The sequence below is a fragment of the Amycolatopsis sp. NPDC000009 genome (assembly GCF_055563465.1).
Genome location: NZ_JBVHDI010000002.1, coordinates 214,141 through 229,672, shown reverse-complemented (window position 1 = coordinate 229,672; position 15,532 = coordinate 214,141). Strand labels below are relative to the sequence as shown.

The window sequence follows — 15,532 nt, the reverse complement described above, 5'->3', positions numbered from 1 at the left end:
GGCGTATCACGCGAGTTACGGCGCCAAGCACGCGAGTTACGTCCCCGAGCACGCGAGTTACGGCAACGGGGCAAAGGAAAAGCCCGGACGCGCGGGGCGCGTCCGGGCTTTCCGGTGGTGCTACAGGCTCGAACTCAGAAGTCCATGCCGCCCATGCCACCGGACGGGTCGGCGGGAGCGGCCGAGGCCTTCTCCGGCTTGTCCGCCACGACGGCTTCGGTGGTCAGGAACAGCGCCGCGATGGAAGCGGCGTTCTGGAGCGCGGAGCGGGTGACCTTCGTGGGGTCCGGCACGCCGGCGGCGAGCAGGTCCTCGTAGACACCGGTGGCGGCGTTGAGGCCGTGACCCTGCGGGAGGGACTTGACCTTCTCCGCCACGACGCCGCCCTCGAGGCCGGCGTTGATCGCGATCTGCTTGAGCGGCGCCTCGACGGCGACCTTGACGATGTTGGCACCAGTGGCCTCGTCGCCCTCGAGCTTCAGACCGGCGAAGGCGGCCTCGGCGGCCTGGATGAGAGCGACGCCACCACCGGCGACGATGCCCTCTTCGACGGCGGCCTTGGCGTTGCGCACCGCGTCCTCGATGCGGTGCTTACGCTCCTTCAGCTCGACCTCGGTGGCGGCACCGGCCTTGATGACGGCCACGCCGCCGGCCAGCTTCGCCAGCCGCTCCTGGAGCTTCTCGCGGTCGTAGTCCGAGTCCGAGTTGTCGATCTCGGCGCGGATCTGGTTGACGCGACCCTGGATCTGGTCGGCGTCGCCCGCACCCTCGACGATGGTGGTCTCGTCCTTGGTGATGACGGCCTTGCGCGCCTTGCCCAGCAGGGAAAGGTCCGCGTTCTCCAGCTTGAGGCCGACGTCCTCGGAGATGACCTGGCCACCGGTCAGGATCGCGATGTCCTGCAGGATCGCCTTGCGGCGGTCACCGAAGCCCGGGGCCTTGACGGCGACGGACTTGAAGGTGCCACGCATCTTGTTGACGATGAGGGTGGCCAGGGCCTCGCCCTCGACGTCCTCGGCGATGATCAGCAGCGGCTTGCCGGACTGGATGACCTTCTCCAGCAGCGGCAGGACGTCCTTGACGGTGGAGATCTTGGAGCCGAAGAGGAGGACGTACGGGTCCTCGAGCTCGGCTTCCTGACGCTCCGGGTCGGTCACGAAGTAACCGGAGATGTAGCCCTTGTCGAAGCGCATACCCTCGGTGAGCTCGAGCTCGAGGCCGAAGGTGTTGCTCTCCTCGACGGTGACGACGCCTTCCTTGCCGACCTTGTCCAGCGCCTCGGCGATGAGCTCACCGATGGTGCGGTCCGCGGCGGAGATCGACGCGGTGGCGGCGATCTGCTCCTTGGTCTCGATCTGGACGGCGGCCTTGTGCAGCTGCTCGGTGATGGCCTCGACGGCCGCCTCGATGCCGCGCTTCAGGCTGATGGGGTCGGCCCCGGCGGCGACGTTGCGCAGACCCTCGCGGACGAGAGCCTGGGCGAGCACGGTGGCGGTGGTGGTGCCGTCACCCGCGACGTCGTCGGTCTTCTTGGCAACTTCCTTGACGAGCTCGGCCCCGATCTTCTCCCACGGGTCCTCGAGCTCGATCTCCTTGGCGATGGAGACACCGTCGTTGGTGATCGTCGGCGCGCCCCACTTCTTTTCGAGCACGACGTTCCGGCCCCGCGGGCCGAGGGTCACCTTGACGGCTTCGGCGAGGGTGTTCAAGCCGCGCTCAAGACCGCGGCGGGCGTCCTCGTCGAACGCGATCAGTTTGGCCATTGCGGTGTGGTCCTCCGGTATTGGGCGCCGCCGCACGCCTACTACAGCGCGGCGGCAGGACTCTTCCTCGGCCAGGCTCGGTGCCCGCGACGGACGACCCACCCGATCAAGGGTGCGGCCTCACCGTCCCGACCTTCAGGCGAGCGATCGGTGACCGCTCTGCCTGGCACTCGACGGCGTCGAGTGCCAACGTCGTGTTTAGCACTCTCCAGGGGCGAGTGCAAGAACCGCAGGTCAGCGCGGTGGCGTGGCTGAGGGGACCACGCCCTCATCAGACGCGGCGAAGGACGCTTTCGCCACGTCTCATGCGGTGAAAGCGTCCTTCGGCCCCCGGCGTCAGCTGCTCGGCTTGATGGAGATGGACGAAGGCGGCGGCTTCAGCGACGAGCCCGGGGCCTGCGACTGGGAGCCGCCGGGGCCGACCGGGATGTTCGGCGCGGTGGTCTGCGGGCCGTTGCCGCCGCTCGAATCGCCGAAGATGAAGATCGCGGCGACGATCGCGCCCGCGACCACGAGGGCACCGACGATGATCCAGATCCACTTGGCGCCGCCGCCCTTCTTGGGCTGCTGCTGGAAACCGCCCTGCTGCTGGGGCGGGGGACCGTAACCGGGGGGCGGACCCTGCTGGAAGCCACCCTGCTGGAAACCGCCTTGCTGCGGCGGGGGGCCGTAACCCGGCGGCGGACCCTGCTGGAAACCGCCCTGCTGGTAGCCGCCCTGCTGTTGCGGCGGGGGGCCGTAGCCGGGCGGCGGCCCCTGCGGCGGGGGACCCTGCGGTCCCGGTCCCTGCTGGCCGTAGCCGGGCTGCTGTCCTCCGTACGGGTGCACGGGGCCCCCCTCTCCCTGTGGCGGCGTGTTCTGCCGTGGCGCCTGGTGCGGCGCGGTCTGCTGGACCGGCGCCGCGGCCCCGGGCGGGCCGGGAGGCTCGTTCGAAGTCGCGAGCGGACCGAGCGCGCGCCTGGCGGCCGCGATCATCTCAACACAGTTGGGGTAGCGCTCGGCGGGATTCTTCGCCATTCCCTTCCGGACGACCTCGTCGATGCCGGCGGGCAGGCCGACGATCCGCGAGATGGCCGGGGGCTCGCCGTTCAGATGCCCCTTGATGACCGTCTGCACGTCGCCCTTGAAGGGCGGGCTGCCGGTCAGGCAGGCGTAGAGGACGCAGGTGAGCGCGTACTGGTCGGTGCGGCCGTCGAGCGGCTCGCCGCGCAGGTGCTCGGGGGCCGCGTACGTGGGCGAGCCGAGGAAGTCGCCGCCGCGGGTCCGGTGCCCGGTGGCGCCGCGGCGGGTCAGGCCGAAGTCGGCGACGTAGACGTGCTCGCGCGAGGTCTCCTTGCTGGTGACCAGGACGTTCGCCGGTTTGACGTCGAGGTGCACGAGACCCCGGTTGTGCAGGGTGTCGAGCGCGTCGGCGACCTGGTCGAGCATGTTCAGCGCGCGGGCGGGCGCGATCGGGCCGCCCGAGATCAGGCCGGCGAGGTCGCCGCCGTCGACCATCCGCATGGCGATGTAGAGCATGCCTTCGAGCTCGCCGAAGTCGTACAAGGGCACGACGTTGGCATGGTCGATCGCGGACGTGTTCCGCGCCTCGTCGACGAAGCGTTCGCGGAACTCGGCGTCGGCCCCGAGGTGATCACCGATGACCTTCAGTGCCACCTTGCGTCCGAGCCGCACGTCCGTGGCCTTGTAGGTCACGCTCATGCCGCCCTTGCCGAGCACTCCGTCGATGCGGTAGTTGCCCAGCCGGCGACCGGTCAGGTCCCCCGACTCATCGCCTGTCACGCAGCGCAGCCTAACGCGCCAGTTCCGGAGGCCGCCGGGGGTCGGCCGAAGTCTTGCTACGAGACCTTGCGGACGTCCGCCGCCTGACTCCGCCCATCACGGCCGGACTGGACTTCGAATTCCACGCGATCACCCTCGTCGAGCGTCCGGAATCCGTCGGCCTGAATGGCCGAGTAGTGGACGAAGACATCGGGCCCTTCGGTGGATTCGATGAATCCGTAGCCCTTTTCCGAGTTGAACCACTTGACGGTGCCGACTGCCACGGCGCACTCCCTCAGCACAGGATCCGTCGGCCTTCTCTGCCCCGGCCGGCGGTTTCGAGTGCAGTTCACGCTACCCGAATTACCGGCGTCGGCAATGCTCAATTCGTCCGAAGGTCATCCGCGGGAAAGCCGCCTATTGCGCGCTTGCACGAGGACGCGTCCTGGTCCCGCGAAGTCCAGCGCGAGCCCTTCGCCGGTGCGGACCGACTGCGGGCCGGACTGGTCGATGGCGCGGAGACGGCACTGGACGGTGTCCGGGTAGGCCAGCAGGAACTCCGGCCGGACGGTGACGAGCTCGCCCGCGGTGAGTTCGAAGGCGTCGACCGGGCCCTGCGCGGCCAGTACGAGCGGGCCGGTTCCGCTGTAGTGCTCCAGGAAGCCGGAGTCGGCCCCGAAGAGCGTCTGCAGCGGCGCCCAGCCGGGATCGAGCCGGACGGTCGCCGGCCGGGCGAGGATCGCGTCCCGGCTCACGCACCAGCCCGCCCCGCCGGTGAATTCCAGCGGGTAGACGTCACCGGCCGCCAGCGGCGCGAAGTCGATCCAGCCGCCGCCCTCGGGCGCGTTGAACACCGACGGCGCGCCCTTGCCCGCCCGCGAACCGCCGCGGGAGGGAACGGTTTCGGTGATGCCGAAACTGCTGGCCAGCATGGTGTCCCCGGCGGCCTGGACGGCCTCGCCGGGGGACAACAGCACTCGTGCGACCCCGAAGTTCGGGGTGTGTCTCGTCTGGACTCGCATGCGCTCAGCGGGAGGGGACCTGGGCGATCACCCAGGCGGACAGCGCCGACGGGTTGCGGGTCTGGGTGAGCAGCTGGCCGGGCCCGGCGAAATCGAAGACGAGGCCTTCACCGCTTTTCATCGACTGGATGACGCCGGTGGCGACCTTGCGGATCTGGTACTGCAGGGTGTCGGCGAACGCGACGACGTGCCCGGTGTCGATGGTGATCACCTCGCCCTGCTGCAGGGTCACCGTCTCCAGCGCGCCGTAGCAGGCCACGACGAGCGGGCCCTGTCCCGTCGCGTGCGTCAGGAAGCCGCCCTCGCCGCCGACGAGGTTCTTGAGCCCGCCCCATTTGGTCTCGGTCTGCACGCCGTGCGACGACGCGAGCCACGAGCCGCGGGTGACGCACCAGCCGGTGCGGCCGTCGAGGTTGATGATCTGCATGTCGCCCGGCAGGTTCGCGGCGACGTCGACCCAGCCGCCGTTCTGCGGGGCGGTGTAGGTGGAGATGAAGAACGACTCGCCGGAGAGGAAGGCGCGGCCGAGGCCCTTCATGATGCCGCCCTGCGCCTGGGACTGGACCTGCACGCCGTAGCTCGTCGCCATCATCGCGCCCGACTCGACCTGCGCCGGCTCACCCGGGGCGAGCATGAGCCTCGCCACCGCGAACGAGGGCTGGTGACGGATCTGAACCTGCATGTCTTCTTCTCCCCGGTGGTGGTTGTGACGCGCAGAGTCTTGCATGCGGGCCACGAGGCGGGAGGATGGTCGGCGTGATCTCCGTCGAAGCCCACCGTGAGACCGTCACCGGCCTGCTCGGAAACGCCCCCGTCATCCGCCTTCCGCTCGCCTCCGCCGCCGGGCTCGTCCTGGCCGAGGACGTGCGCGCGGGGGTCTCGCTGCCGCCGTTCGACAACTCGGCGATGGACGGTTACGCCGTCCGCGCCGAAGACACAGCGACGGCGCCGGTGACGCTGCCGGTCGCCGAAGACATCCCCGCGGGCCGGGTCGACATCACGAAGCTGGAGCCGGGCACCGCGCACCGGATCATGACCGGCGCCCCGATGCCGCCCGGCGCCGACTCGGTGGTGATGGTGGAGCACACGGAGAGCGACACGGCCGGTGTGACGGACGTCCGGATTCTCCGGACAGCCGTCCCGGGCGCGCATATCCGGCGCCGGGGCGAAGACGTCGTCGAGGGCACGGTGGCGCTTTCGGCCGGGACCGTGCTCGGCCCGGCGCAACTGGGCCTCGCGGCGGCCGTCGGGCTCGCCGAGGTTCCCGTGTACCGGCCGCTGAAGGTGCTCGTGGTGTCCACCGGAACCGAACTCGTCGACGCGCCGGAGCCGTTGCGGCACGGGCAGATCTACGAGTCGAACAGCATCATGCTGGCGTCGGCGATCCGCGCGCTCGGCTGCGAGGCCGAGGTCGTGCGCAGTGTGGTCGACGACGTGGAGGAGTTCCGCTCGGTGATCGAGCCGCGGCTGGCGGACGCGGATCTGCTGGTGACCTCGGGCGGGGTCAGCGCGGGCGCGTACGAAGTGGTCAAGGACGCGCTGACCGGACAGGGCGTGGAGTTCCGGAAGGTCGCGATGCAGCCGGGCGGGCCGCAAGGCTGCGGACGCTGGAACGGCGTGCCGGTGGTGACGCTGCCGGGCAATCCGGTGAGCGTGCTCGTCTCCTTCGAAGCGTTCCTGCGGCCGGCGCTGCTGGCGGCGATGGGGCACGCGGGCGTCGACCGGCAGCAGGTGCGGGCCCGGCTGACCGAGGCGATGACCTCCCCCGCCGGACGGCGCCAGTTCCGGCGGGGCTTCTACACGCATTCCGAAGGCGAGGTCACCGGGATCGTCGGCCCGCGCGGCGGACCGGGGTCGCATCTGCTGGCGTCGTTCACGCAGGCGAACTGCCTGATCGTGCTGCCGGAGGACGTGGACTCGGTCGAGCAGGGCGACGAGGTGACCGTCCTCCTGCTCTGACCTGCGTTTAGCGGGCTAATCGCGATCCGTGGGGAAGTCGCGGCACCGGCCGATCGGCGTGAACAGCAGCGCGAAGACGGCGACGACCTCCAGCCCGGCCATCAGGCCCAGCGTCTGCCGTACGCCGGCGGTCTCGCCGAGGATCCCGCCGAGCAGGCCGCCCAGCGCGATCGCGCCGAAGCTGAGCACGGACATGCTGGCGGTGACCCGGCCGAACATCGCCGCCGGGACGTACCGCTGCTTGAAGGTGGCGTTGAGGACGTTCGAACCGACGACGCCGGCGCTGAGCGAGAACCCGGCGGCGACGAAGAACGCGAGCCCCCAGCCGCCCCGCGCAAGCGGGCCGAGCAGCATCATCAGCGCCCCGAAGGCCTCGCAGAGCACGAAGGCACGGGCGGTGCCGATCCGCGCGGCGAGTTTGCCCGACAGCGCGGCGCCGAGGACGCCGCCCGCGCCGACGAGCGCGAGCACGAGGCCGGTGGCGCCCGCTCCTACGCCGAGGTCGCGGACGAGGAAGACGACCTCGATCGACTGGTAGCCCATGAGCGCGACGTTCGAGATCGCGCCGAAGACCGCCAGGACACGCAGATACGGGTCGCGGACGACGAAAGCGAGGCCGTCGCGGATCTCGTCCCGCAGCCGTGACCGCGTCTTCGCCGGACGCGCCGGCTCCCGGTGACGGATGGATCGCAGGCACAGTGCGGAGATCCCGAAGCTGATGGCGTCGGCGAGCACTCCGGCGACGGCGCCGAACCCCTGCGCCAGCAGACCGGCCAGCCCGGGACCGCCGATCTGCGCGGCGGATTCGCTGCCCTGCAGTTTTTCGTTGGCTTCCTGGAGCTGGTCCTTCTCGACCAGTGAAGGCAAGTACGCGCGGTACGCGACGTTGAAGAACACCTTCGCGACGCCGCCCGCCAAGGCGACGACGATCAGCTGGCTCATCGTGAGCAGGCCGAACCAGGCCGCGACCGGGACGCTCAGGAACACCAGCATCGAGATGCCGTTGCACACCAGCATGACCGGGCGCTTCGGCCGTCTGTCGACCCAGGCTCCGGCGGGCAGGCCGATCAGCAGCCACGGCAGCCAGGCGGCCGCGGTCAGCAGCCCGACCGCGAACGTGCTGGCCTGGAGCGTGACCACCGCGACGAGCGGCAGCGCGACGACGGCGATGGAACTGCCGAGCACGCTGGTCGTCTCGCCGGTCCACAGGAGCCGGAAATCGCGTGAGCGCAGCAATCCGCCGCGTTCGCGGGTGGTCACGGGCGGGCCGGGACGGCGCGGGCCGAGAAGAACACCGGCCTGCGCTCCTGGCCGTCGTCCGGCTCATCGCGATCGCTGTACTCCCGGACCAGCGCTTGGATCCGGCCCTCGATCTCGGCCAGTTCCGCCACCGACAGCTTCATCCAGCTGTCGGTGGCGAAGGCGGCGCGATGCCACTCCTCCGGATAGGTCTCGCGTTCGGCGAACCATTGGCGCGCCATGGAAACCTGGCGTTCGAGGGCGAGGGATTCGGCGGCGGCCGCGACCGGGTCGTCGGGGAAGTCCGACGGTGACCAGGAAACGGCATAGCCGACGCGGCGCCACCAGCGCTCACGGCGGTCGCGGGCGAGCTCCGGCGCTTCCTCGACCAGATCGCTGGCGGCCAGCACCTTCAAGTGGTGACTGACGTTCCCGACCGCCTGCCCGGTCCGCTCGGCGAGCACGGACGCCGTGCACGGCCCGTCCAGGCGGAGGACGTCGAGCAGGCGGCGCCGCAGCGGATGCGACATCGCGGCGAGCACCTTCGAATCGTGGACTTCACGGACTTCACGGTCGGCCATGACGCACAACAGTAGTTGCACAAGACTACTTGCACAACACCTCTTGTGCTTTGCCGCACCCTGGCGGCGGCTCACGATTTCGAGGATGGCGGCGGTCAGGCCCGGGAACGGAAGACGGAGTAGGCGACCATGAGCAGCAGCAGGACGAGGAGCCCGAAGCCACCGAACAGAACGGTCGCGGCCGAGCCGTTCATCGGGATCACGATCGTGCCTTCCGGAGTGCGGCAGGTGACGGCTATCGCCGACTTGAAGGTCACTTCGGCCGTGCTCGCGCCCACGTCGCCGAGGCCTTTTTCGCAGGCGCGCCGCACCTCGAAGAAGCTGATGACACCAGCGGAGACGACGGCGACGAGGATCGCGATACTCCAGCCGAAGACCAGCATGACCACGACGCGTGGCAGGTCGCGGACACGCCTTCGCGGCGGGCTGCCGCCGGGGACTTCGACGGTGTAGTTGTCCGAATGAACGAGGATCTCGGACGGCTCGGGCTTCTCCGGTTTCATCGCCGGTTACCGAGGGGGCCGCCGTCGAACCATTCGTCGTCGTCGACCGGTTGCCTTCGCTCCCGTTCGCGACGGCTCGCCGGTGCCCGTTCGGCGATGTTCTGTTCGACCTTCTTCTTGAGCGCCGGGGTGTTCTCGAGTTCGGCGGCGAACTCGGCGACGTCGAAGTCCAGGAAGTTCGCGGCCTTTCGCGCGGCCTCGCAGGCGCTCGAGATTTCGTCGGTGAGCCATTGCTCGGCGCCCTCGTACAGGGTTCCGGGCTTGATGTGCACTCGCTTGAGCCTGCCGAGCAGGTCGACCGACACGGTGACCGCTCCACCGCGAGAGCTCCCCTTGAACTCACTGAACAACGCCAGCTCAGGGTTTTCCTTGATCTTGCCGAGGCGGCTCTTCATGAGTTCGGCGGTTTCGGCATCGTCCTGTGGACCGGTCATCGTCCTCCTCCTTCGATCAGGGAGCGCTGGTATCGGCCGAGTTCATCGTTTCGGTCGCCTGTGCCGAAGCCTCGGTCAGCGCCTCGATCTTGGCCTGCTCATTGCTGTGCATGGTCCACCAGATCGACACGGCGCCGACCAGAATGCTCAAAACCCCGATGATGAGCCCGACGATAGCGCCGATACCGGTCCAGCCGGCGACGATCTCCACGATGACCGCGACGGCGACTCCGATGATCGACAGGATGAGCCCGATGATCGCGAGAATGTCGCCGAAACTGCTGCCGAAGATCTGGTCCCAGGCATCGGCGATGGCCACCAATGCCTTGCCCACGTCCTTGGACGGCTTTTCCATCCCGGTGATCGCGCCTTTGGTCTTGTTCACCCGCTTGACGTAGGCGTTGTTCGCGTCACCGGTCCACGCGGCGCTCTGTTCACTGGCTTTGGAGAGCTCCGTGATACACGCGTCGAAGGATTTGCCGACCAGATCGGCCCCGTCCTCGCCGCCGGTACCCCAGACATCCTGGCCGACTTTGCGCAGCCGATCGGTGTCGATGTCGCGTACCAGGCGCAAGGTGTTCTCGATCGACGGCATCGACTTGCCGTGCTCCTTGGCGAAAGCGTCGATCTTGCGCGCGTCCGCCAGGACGCCCTCGTCGATCAGATCCTTCAATTTCATGGTTCCCCCTCGCGTCCCCTATTTCGGCTCGTGGTCCTTCATCCACTGCTCGGCCTGCTCCTCCGTGGCCTGGTATTTCTCGCCTGCCTTCGCGACGCCCTCCGCCGTGCCGATGATCGTGACGTGCGCGCGGGCGAGGAATTTCTCCATCGCCGAGACCACGCCCGGGTATTTGGTGTTGCAGAACTCGGACAGCTTGAGGACCTTCTCCTCGACCGTCTCCTCGACGTTCTCGTACGCACTGACCGACTGAACCGTGAGGAAACCCTCCAGGGTCGCCCGCTGCTCGAAGTCGTTCATGCCCAGCGCGTCACTCGCACCTTCGAGGATCTTCTTCAGACGCGGGATCTCATCGGGATCAAGGCCGTAACCGTTCGGGCTCATCGTGCTTCCTCCCCTGACGCGCGACTTCACCGAAGGGCCCCGAGACACAGATCGAAAGCCCTCCCCGCCACCTTGGCATATGCACACGTTGTGAACCAAGTCACTGTGCCCGCTCGCGTAATCTCGACGGCATGGGTTTCTTCTCGTGGATCGTGTTCGGCGCCATCGCGGGGTGGCTGGCCAATGTCGTGGTCGGCGGCAAGGACCGGCGGGGCGGCTGCCTGTTCAGCATCCTGATCGGCGTGCTGGGCGCGGCGCTCGGCGGTTTCGTCTACCGCCTCGCCACCGGCACCGAGAGGACCTTCGAGTTCGACTTCCCCAGCTTCGGCGTCGCCATTCTCGGTTCGATCGTGCTGCTCGCCCTGCTGCGGCTGGTGCGCGGCTCCGGGCGGAGCGACTCCTATCGCCGATGACCCGACGGAGTAACCGTTGGTAACGGTTTTCTCGCGACCGGTGATCAATGGCGGCCGGCGAACTAGAGTGGGAGTTTCGCTCAGTTCCAGTGGCCGTGTCCGGTCGCATGTGCCGTCGGGGGGCATATGCGCCCGGACGCGCGTGCCTCGGCGATGACCGAGGCGGCGCGGACGGGATCGACGAGCGGCGGCATCGGCACCGCCGAAATGTCCCTCTTCCAGGCGCGGAACAGCTCGGCGAGTCGCTCGCCTGCGGGGTCCGGGCTGGCGGGCATTCGCGGGTCCTCAAGGTCGGCGATCGGCATCAACTACCTAGAGTTATCGCGTATTTCCACCTTCCGTTACCGGGATGTGGCCCCGCCCACCCGGCCCGGGGAAACCCTTCCGGGGGAGGCCACGGCCCGTCTCCGGACAGGGCGGTAGCGTGGTGGCTCTTCCTGTCCCGACCCCCCGACACGAACTGCGGTGAACCCGACCAATGAGCGGCAACCGGCCGGAAGCCACTGGTAACCCCCTCGCGCACGCCGTGAAACTCGCCCGCGAGACCGTCCCGCCGATGCACCCGGCCGGCAGGCCGTTCGTGTTCGGCGGCCTCGCCGCGACGCTGGTGCTGCGGAGGTTCTCCAAGCGCCTGGGCGTCGTCGGCGCGCTCGCGACGGCCGCCACGGCCGCGTTCTTCCGTGAGCCGAAGCGCGTCCCGCCCGCCCAGCCCGGCCTCGCGGTCGCGTCGGCGGACGGTCTGGTCTCGTTGATCGAGGAGGCCGTGCCGCCGCCCGAGCTGGGGCTGCCCGCCGAACCGCGGATGCGGGTGAGCGTGTTCCTGTCGGTGTTCGACGTGCACGTCCAGCGGGTCCCGGCGTCGGGTGTGATCGAGCGGGTCGCGTACCGGCCCGGGAAGTTCCTGTCCGCGGACCTGGACAAGGCGAGCGAGGACAACGAGCGCAACTCCGTGCTCATGCGCACCGACGACGGTCACGAGCTCGTCGTGGTGCAGATCGCGGGCCTGGTGGCCCGGCGCATCCTCTGTGAGATCCGCGAGGGTGACAAGGTCGGCGTCGGCGCGACGTACGGCATCATCCGCTTCGGCTCGCGAGTCGACCTGTACCTGCCGCCGGGCAGCAAGGTTCTCGTCTCGAAGGGCCAGCGCACGATCGGCGGCGAGACGCCGATCGCCGAGCTGCCCACGGCGCCGCACCCGGAAGGCTGATCCATGGTCCGCGTGACCACTCCCGGCGTGCGGCTGCTGCCGAACGCCATCACGGTGCTCGCCCTGTGCGCCGGTCTGTCGTCGGTGCAGTTCGCGCTGATCGGCAACTATCCGATGGCGATCGCGTCGATCGGGATCGCCGCGGTGCTCGACAGTCTCGACGGCCGGATCGCGCGGCTGCTGGACGCGACGTCGAAGATGGGGCAGGAGCTCGACTCGCTGTCCGACGGGATCTCGTTCGGTGTCGCGCCCGCGCTGGTGCTCTACGTCTGGCACGCGGAGGGCGAGCGGATCGGCTGGGTGGCGTCGCTGATCTTCGCGGTCTGCATGATCTTGCGGCTGGCGCGGTTCAACACGCTGATCGAGGACACCGAGCAGCCGCCGTACGCGGGCGAGTTCTTCGTCGGTGTGCCCGCGCCCGCCGGTGGTCTGCTGGCGATGCTGCCGCTGATCCTGGAGCTCCAGTTCGGGCAGGGGTGGTGGTCGCATCAGTACGTGGTGTGGGTGTGGACGATCGCCGTCGCCGTGTTGCTGATCAGCCGGATCCCGACGCTTTCGCTGAAGACGGTGAAGGCGCCGCCCAAGGCGATCGCGCCGCTGCTGGTCGGGGTGGGCCTGCTGGCCGCCGCGATCATCCAGTTCCCGCTGGTGGCGCTGGCGATCGCGTTGATCCTGTACCTGGCGCACATCCCGTACTCGGTGTACCGGCACCGCTGGCTGGCGAACCACCCCGAGGCGTGGATGGCGCCGCCGCGGGAACGGCGCGCGATCCGGCGGCGTTCGAGCCGTCGCCGTCTCGGCCTGCGGCCTCCGCTGCGGCGGGTGGTGGCCGGCGCCGCTCAGCGGGTCCGGCTCCAGCGGGGCGAACAGCATGTCGCGCGGACTCCGCGCACCATCAGCACCGACAAGGACCGCGACAACGGCCGAGGCCCGCGCCGCCGCTCGTGGCGCCGCATCGGCCTGCGGAAACGCTGATCCACTCGGCTGACCGCCCACTCCCAGCCCCCCCGCCCGTCCCTGGGGGACGGCCCCGCGCCCAGCGTACCGGGGGTTCCCGACGGGACCGGGGGAAACGGGGGTGGGAGGCGGGAGTAGTCCACAAGCGGGTGAGCCTGTGGGCAACTTGGGGATCGCTGAGTCGGGAGGGTGTCGCGAAAGCCACTTTCGGGACACCAGATGTCTCGAAAGTGGCTTTCGCGACATCCGCGCGCGCCCCAGCGGCAGCCGCCCCGCGACCCGCCGGGGAGATCCTGTCCTTCGACCGCCGGCAACGGTCCGCGTGGATAGGGTGGCGGGGTGAGCGCACCCCAGATCACGCTGACCGTCCGGCACACCCCGTCCGTCCTGGACTCCCGCCGCGGCGTCGTCCGGCTGCACCCCGAAGTCCTCGACGCGCTCGGCCTGATGGCCTGGGACGCCGTCCGCGTCACCGGCGCGCGCGTCAGCTCGGCGCTGGCCGCCCCGTCGGACGCGGAGGGGGTCCCGGGGGTGATTCTCCTCGACGACGTCACGATGTCGAATCTCGGCGTGACCGAGGGATCGGAGGTCGTCGTCGCGCCGGCGGAGGTGTCGGCCGCCAAGACGGTCACCGTGGCGGGCTCGCGGATGGCGAGTGTGTCGCTCTCCCCGCACACCCTGCGGCTCGCCCTGATCGGCAAGGTCCTGACCGTCGGCGACGCCGTTTCCCTGCTCCCCCAGGATCTCGCGCCCGCGCCGGGCTCGGACGTCTCCGCGGTCCGCGGCCAGCTCTCCCGCGCCATCGGCATGACGTGGACGAACGAGCTGCTCACCGTCACGGCCACCGAGCCGTCGGGGCCGGTCGCCGTCGGACCGTCCACTGTGGTCAGCTGGCGGGACGGCGCCCGCACCGGCGAGGCCGCGCCCGCCGCCGCGCCGGCCCGCGCCGGGACGACGCTGGTGCGCAGCACACCCTCCACGCCACACGAGGACTTCATCGACGCCGAGATCGTCGAAGACGAGCGGATCGACGAGGTGGCCGAGGAAACCGTGCCGCCGTTGTCGGATCTCGCCGGTTCCGAATCGGCCGCGCGCAAGCTCGCCGAATGGTTCGACCTGGCCTTCCACCGCCCGGAGCTGCTGGCGAAACTCGGGACGTCGGCACATCTCGGGGTCCTGCTGTCCGGGCCGGAAGGCGTCGGGAAGGCGACGCTGGTCCGTGCCGTGGCACAGGCCGAGAAGGTGCGGGTGGTGTCGCTCGCGGCGCCGAACATCGCCGTCCTCGAACCGAACGTCGCCGCCGCGCGCCTGCGCGAGGCGATCGGACAGGCCACTCGCGACGAAGACCCAGCCGTCCTGCTGATCACCGACATCGACGCGCTACTGCCCGCGTCCCAGCCGCCTCCGCTCGCGACGGTCGTCCTCGACGACCTGCGCAAAGCCTTGCGCACCAAGGGTTTCGCCGTCGTCGCCACCACCGGGCGGGCCGAGTCCACCGATCCGCGGCTGCGCGCCGCCGACCTGCTCGACCGCGAACTCGGCCTGCCGCTCCCGGACTCGAAGACCCGCACGGAACTGCTGCGCGTGCTCCTGCGCGAAGCCCCGCTGGAGTCCGGCGTCGACGTCGGCCCGATCGCCGAGCGCACCCCCGGCTTCGTGGCCGCGGACCTCATCGCGCTCCGCCGCGACGCCGCCCTCCGCGCCGCGCTGCGGCAACGTGAGGCCGACGAGCCGCGGATCTCCCAGCAGGACCTGCTCGACGCGCTGACCACGGTCCGTCCCATTTCGATGTCCACTTCGGACAACCTGGCGACCGGCGGGCTGACGCTGGACGACGTCGGGAACATGACCGACGTCAAGCAGTCGCTCACCGAGGCGGTGCTGTGGCCGCTGCGCTACCCGGACTCGTTCGCCCGCCTCGGCGTCGACCCGCCGCGCGGCGTGCTCCTGTACGGGCCGCCCGGTGGCGGCAAGACGTTCCTGGTCCGCTCGCTCGCGGGCACCGGCGCGCTGAACGTCTTCGCGGTCAAGGGTGCCGAACTGATGGACAAATGGGTCGGCGAGTCCGAGCGCGCCGTGCGGGAACTGTTCCGTCGCGCCGCCGAGGCCGCGCCGTCGCTGATCTTCCTCGACGAGATCGACGCGCTCGCCCCGCGCCGCGGCCAGTCTTCGGACTCCGGCGTGTCGGACCGCGTCGTCGCGGCCCTGCTGACCGAATTGGACGGTGTCGAGCCGATGCGCGAGGTCGTCGTCCTCGGCGCGACGAACCGGCCGGAACTGGTCGACCCGGCCCTGCTGCGGCCGGGAAGGCTGGAGCGCCGCGTCTACGTTCCGCCGCCGGACGCGCACGCGCGCGAGGCGATCCTGGCCGCCAGCGCCAAGAACACGCCGCTCGCGTCCGATGTGGACCTCGCGGCCTATGCGGCCACTTTGGACGGTTACTCGGCGGCGGACTGCGCCGCGCTGATCCGGGAGGCGGCGCTCACCGCGATGCGCGAGTCGCTGGAGGCCAAGGAGGTCACCGCCGAGCATCTGACGAAGGCGGCCCAGGCCGTGCGTCCGTCGCTCGACCCGGCCCAGCTCGCGGCGCTGGAGGCGTACGCGCGGACTCAGGTCTGAACTACGTGAAA

Annotated in this window: 17 protein-coding genes; 5 read left to right on the top strand and 12 right to left on the bottom strand. The window is 69.8% G+C overall.

From position 1 onward, the window contains the following. Nucleotides 1-134: 134 nt before the first annotated feature. The 5 genes from groL to ACZ3HL_RS07115 form a co-directional block, all read right to left on the bottom strand. Nucleotides 135-1,763 carry a chaperonin GroEL gene (gene groL, locus ACZ3HL_RS07135; RefSeq protein WP_005164277.1) on the bottom strand — a complete coding sequence of 543 codons (1,629 nt, stop codon included), beginning with the start codon at nucleotides 1,761-1,763 and terminating at the stop codon, nucleotides 135-137. 336 nt (nucleotides 1,764-2,099) lie between these two features. Further along, the gene (locus ACZ3HL_RS07130) at nucleotides 2,100-3,545 is read right to left on the bottom strand and encodes a serine/threonine-protein kinase (RefSeq protein WP_465529409.1); all 1,446 of its coding nucleotides are present in this window, start codon (nucleotides 3,543-3,545) and stop codon (nucleotides 2,100-2,102) included. 56 nt (nucleotides 3,546-3,601) lie between these two features. Then, nucleotides 3,602-3,808, bottom strand: coding sequence for a cold-shock protein (locus tag ACZ3HL_RS07125; protein WP_005164266.1), 207 nt, complete (start codon nucleotides 3,806-3,808; stop codon nucleotides 3,602-3,604). 114 nt (nucleotides 3,809-3,922) lie between these two features. Next, complete coding sequence (locus ACZ3HL_RS07120; protein ID WP_465410759.1) at nucleotides 3,923-4,546, bottom strand: AIM24 family protein; 624 nt, start codon at nucleotides 4,544-4,546, stop codon at nucleotides 3,923-3,925. A 4-nt stretch (nucleotides 4,547-4,550) separates the two neighbouring features. Continuing rightward, nucleotides 4,551-5,228 (bottom strand): TIGR00266 family protein, encoded by a 678-nt coding sequence (locus ACZ3HL_RS07115; protein ID WP_034308282.1) that lies wholly within the window; start codon nucleotides 5,226-5,228, stop codon nucleotides 4,551-4,553. A gap of 74 nt (nucleotides 5,229-5,302) precedes the next feature. Between ACZ3HL_RS07115 and moeA the strand changes: the two genes are divergently transcribed. Next, nucleotides 5,303-6,505, top strand: coding sequence for a molybdopterin molybdotransferase MoeA (moeA, locus tag ACZ3HL_RS07110; RefSeq protein ID WP_465410758.1), 1,203 nt, complete (start codon nucleotides 5,303-5,305; stop codon nucleotides 6,503-6,505). Between the two features lie 15 nt (nucleotides 6,506-6,520). Here the strand turns inward: moeA and ACZ3HL_RS07105 are convergent, their stop codons facing one another. From ACZ3HL_RS07105 to ACZ3HL_RS07080, 6 genes are all read right to left on the bottom strand, one after another. After that, nucleotides 6,521-7,765, bottom strand: coding sequence for an MFS transporter (locus ACZ3HL_RS07105; protein WP_465529407.1), 1,245 nt, complete (start codon nucleotides 7,763-7,765; stop codon nucleotides 6,521-6,523). Next, entirely contained in the window at nucleotides 7,762-8,325 is a 564-nt protein-coding gene (locus ACZ3HL_RS07100; protein WP_465529405.1) for an ArsR/SmtB family transcription factor, read from the bottom strand. The genes ACZ3HL_RS07105 and ACZ3HL_RS07100 overlap by 4 nt, the downstream gene beginning before the upstream one ends. A gap of 95 nt (nucleotides 8,326-8,420) precedes the next feature. Further along, nucleotides 8,421-8,828 carry a hypothetical protein gene (locus ACZ3HL_RS07095; RefSeq protein ID WP_465529403.1) on the bottom strand — a complete coding sequence of 136 codons (408 nt, stop codon included), beginning with the start codon at nucleotides 8,826-8,828 and terminating at the stop codon, nucleotides 8,421-8,423. After that, nucleotides 8,825-9,262, bottom strand: coding sequence for a YbaB/EbfC family nucleoid-associated protein (locus tag ACZ3HL_RS07090; RefSeq protein WP_465410754.1), 438 nt, complete (start codon nucleotides 9,260-9,262; stop codon nucleotides 8,825-8,827). Before ACZ3HL_RS07090 ends, ACZ3HL_RS07095 begins: the two co-directional genes overlap by 4 nt. Nucleotides 9,263-9,278: 16 nt before the next feature. After that, nucleotides 9,279-9,941 carry a hypothetical protein gene (locus ACZ3HL_RS07085; protein WP_465529401.1) on the bottom strand — a complete coding sequence of 221 codons (663 nt, stop codon included), beginning with the start codon at nucleotides 9,939-9,941 and terminating at the stop codon, nucleotides 9,279-9,281. 18 nt (nucleotides 9,942-9,959) lie between these two features. Continuing rightward, entirely contained in the window at nucleotides 9,960-10,325 is a 366-nt protein-coding gene (locus ACZ3HL_RS07080; protein ID WP_465410752.1) for a hypothetical protein, read from the bottom strand. A gap of 131 nt (nucleotides 10,326-10,456) precedes the next feature. Between ACZ3HL_RS07080 and ACZ3HL_RS07075 the strand changes: the two genes are divergently transcribed. Continuing rightward, complete coding sequence (locus tag ACZ3HL_RS07075) at nucleotides 10,457-10,738, top strand: GlsB/YeaQ/YmgE family stress response membrane protein (RefSeq protein WP_465410751.1); 282 nt, start codon at nucleotides 10,457-10,459, stop codon at nucleotides 10,736-10,738. A gap of 80 nt (nucleotides 10,739-10,818) precedes the next feature. Here ACZ3HL_RS07075 and ACZ3HL_RS07070 read toward each other — a convergent pair whose 3' ends face one another. Then, entirely contained in the window at nucleotides 10,819-11,043 is a 225-nt protein-coding gene (locus ACZ3HL_RS07070; protein WP_465529399.1) for a hypothetical protein, read from the bottom strand. Nucleotides 11,044-11,216: 173 nt separating this feature from the next. On the opposite strand from ACZ3HL_RS07070, the gene ACZ3HL_RS07065 reads away from it, so the two are divergent. The 3 genes from ACZ3HL_RS07065 to ACZ3HL_RS07055 all read left to right on the top strand — a co-directional run bounded on the left by ACZ3HL_RS07065 (nucleotide 11,217) and on the right by ACZ3HL_RS07055 (nucleotide 15,521). Further along, nucleotides 11,217-11,945, top strand: coding sequence for a phosphatidylserine decarboxylase (locus ACZ3HL_RS07065; RefSeq protein WP_240599416.1), 729 nt, complete (start codon nucleotides 11,217-11,219; stop codon nucleotides 11,943-11,945). A gap of 3 nt (nucleotides 11,946-11,948) precedes the next feature. Beyond that, the gene (gene pssA / locus ACZ3HL_RS07060; RefSeq protein ID WP_465410750.1) at nucleotides 11,949-12,920 is read left to right on the top strand and encodes a CDP-diacylglycerol--serine O-phosphatidyltransferase; all 972 of its coding nucleotides are present in this window, start codon (nucleotides 11,949-11,951) and stop codon (nucleotides 12,918-12,920) included. A 321-nt stretch (nucleotides 12,921-13,241) separates the two neighbouring features. Next, the gene (locus tag ACZ3HL_RS07055) at nucleotides 13,242-15,521 is read left to right on the top strand and encodes an AAA family ATPase (protein ID WP_465529397.1); all 2,280 of its coding nucleotides are present in this window, start codon (nucleotides 13,242-13,244) and stop codon (nucleotides 15,519-15,521) included. The last annotated feature ends 11 nt before the right edge of the window (nucleotides 15,522-15,532 follow it).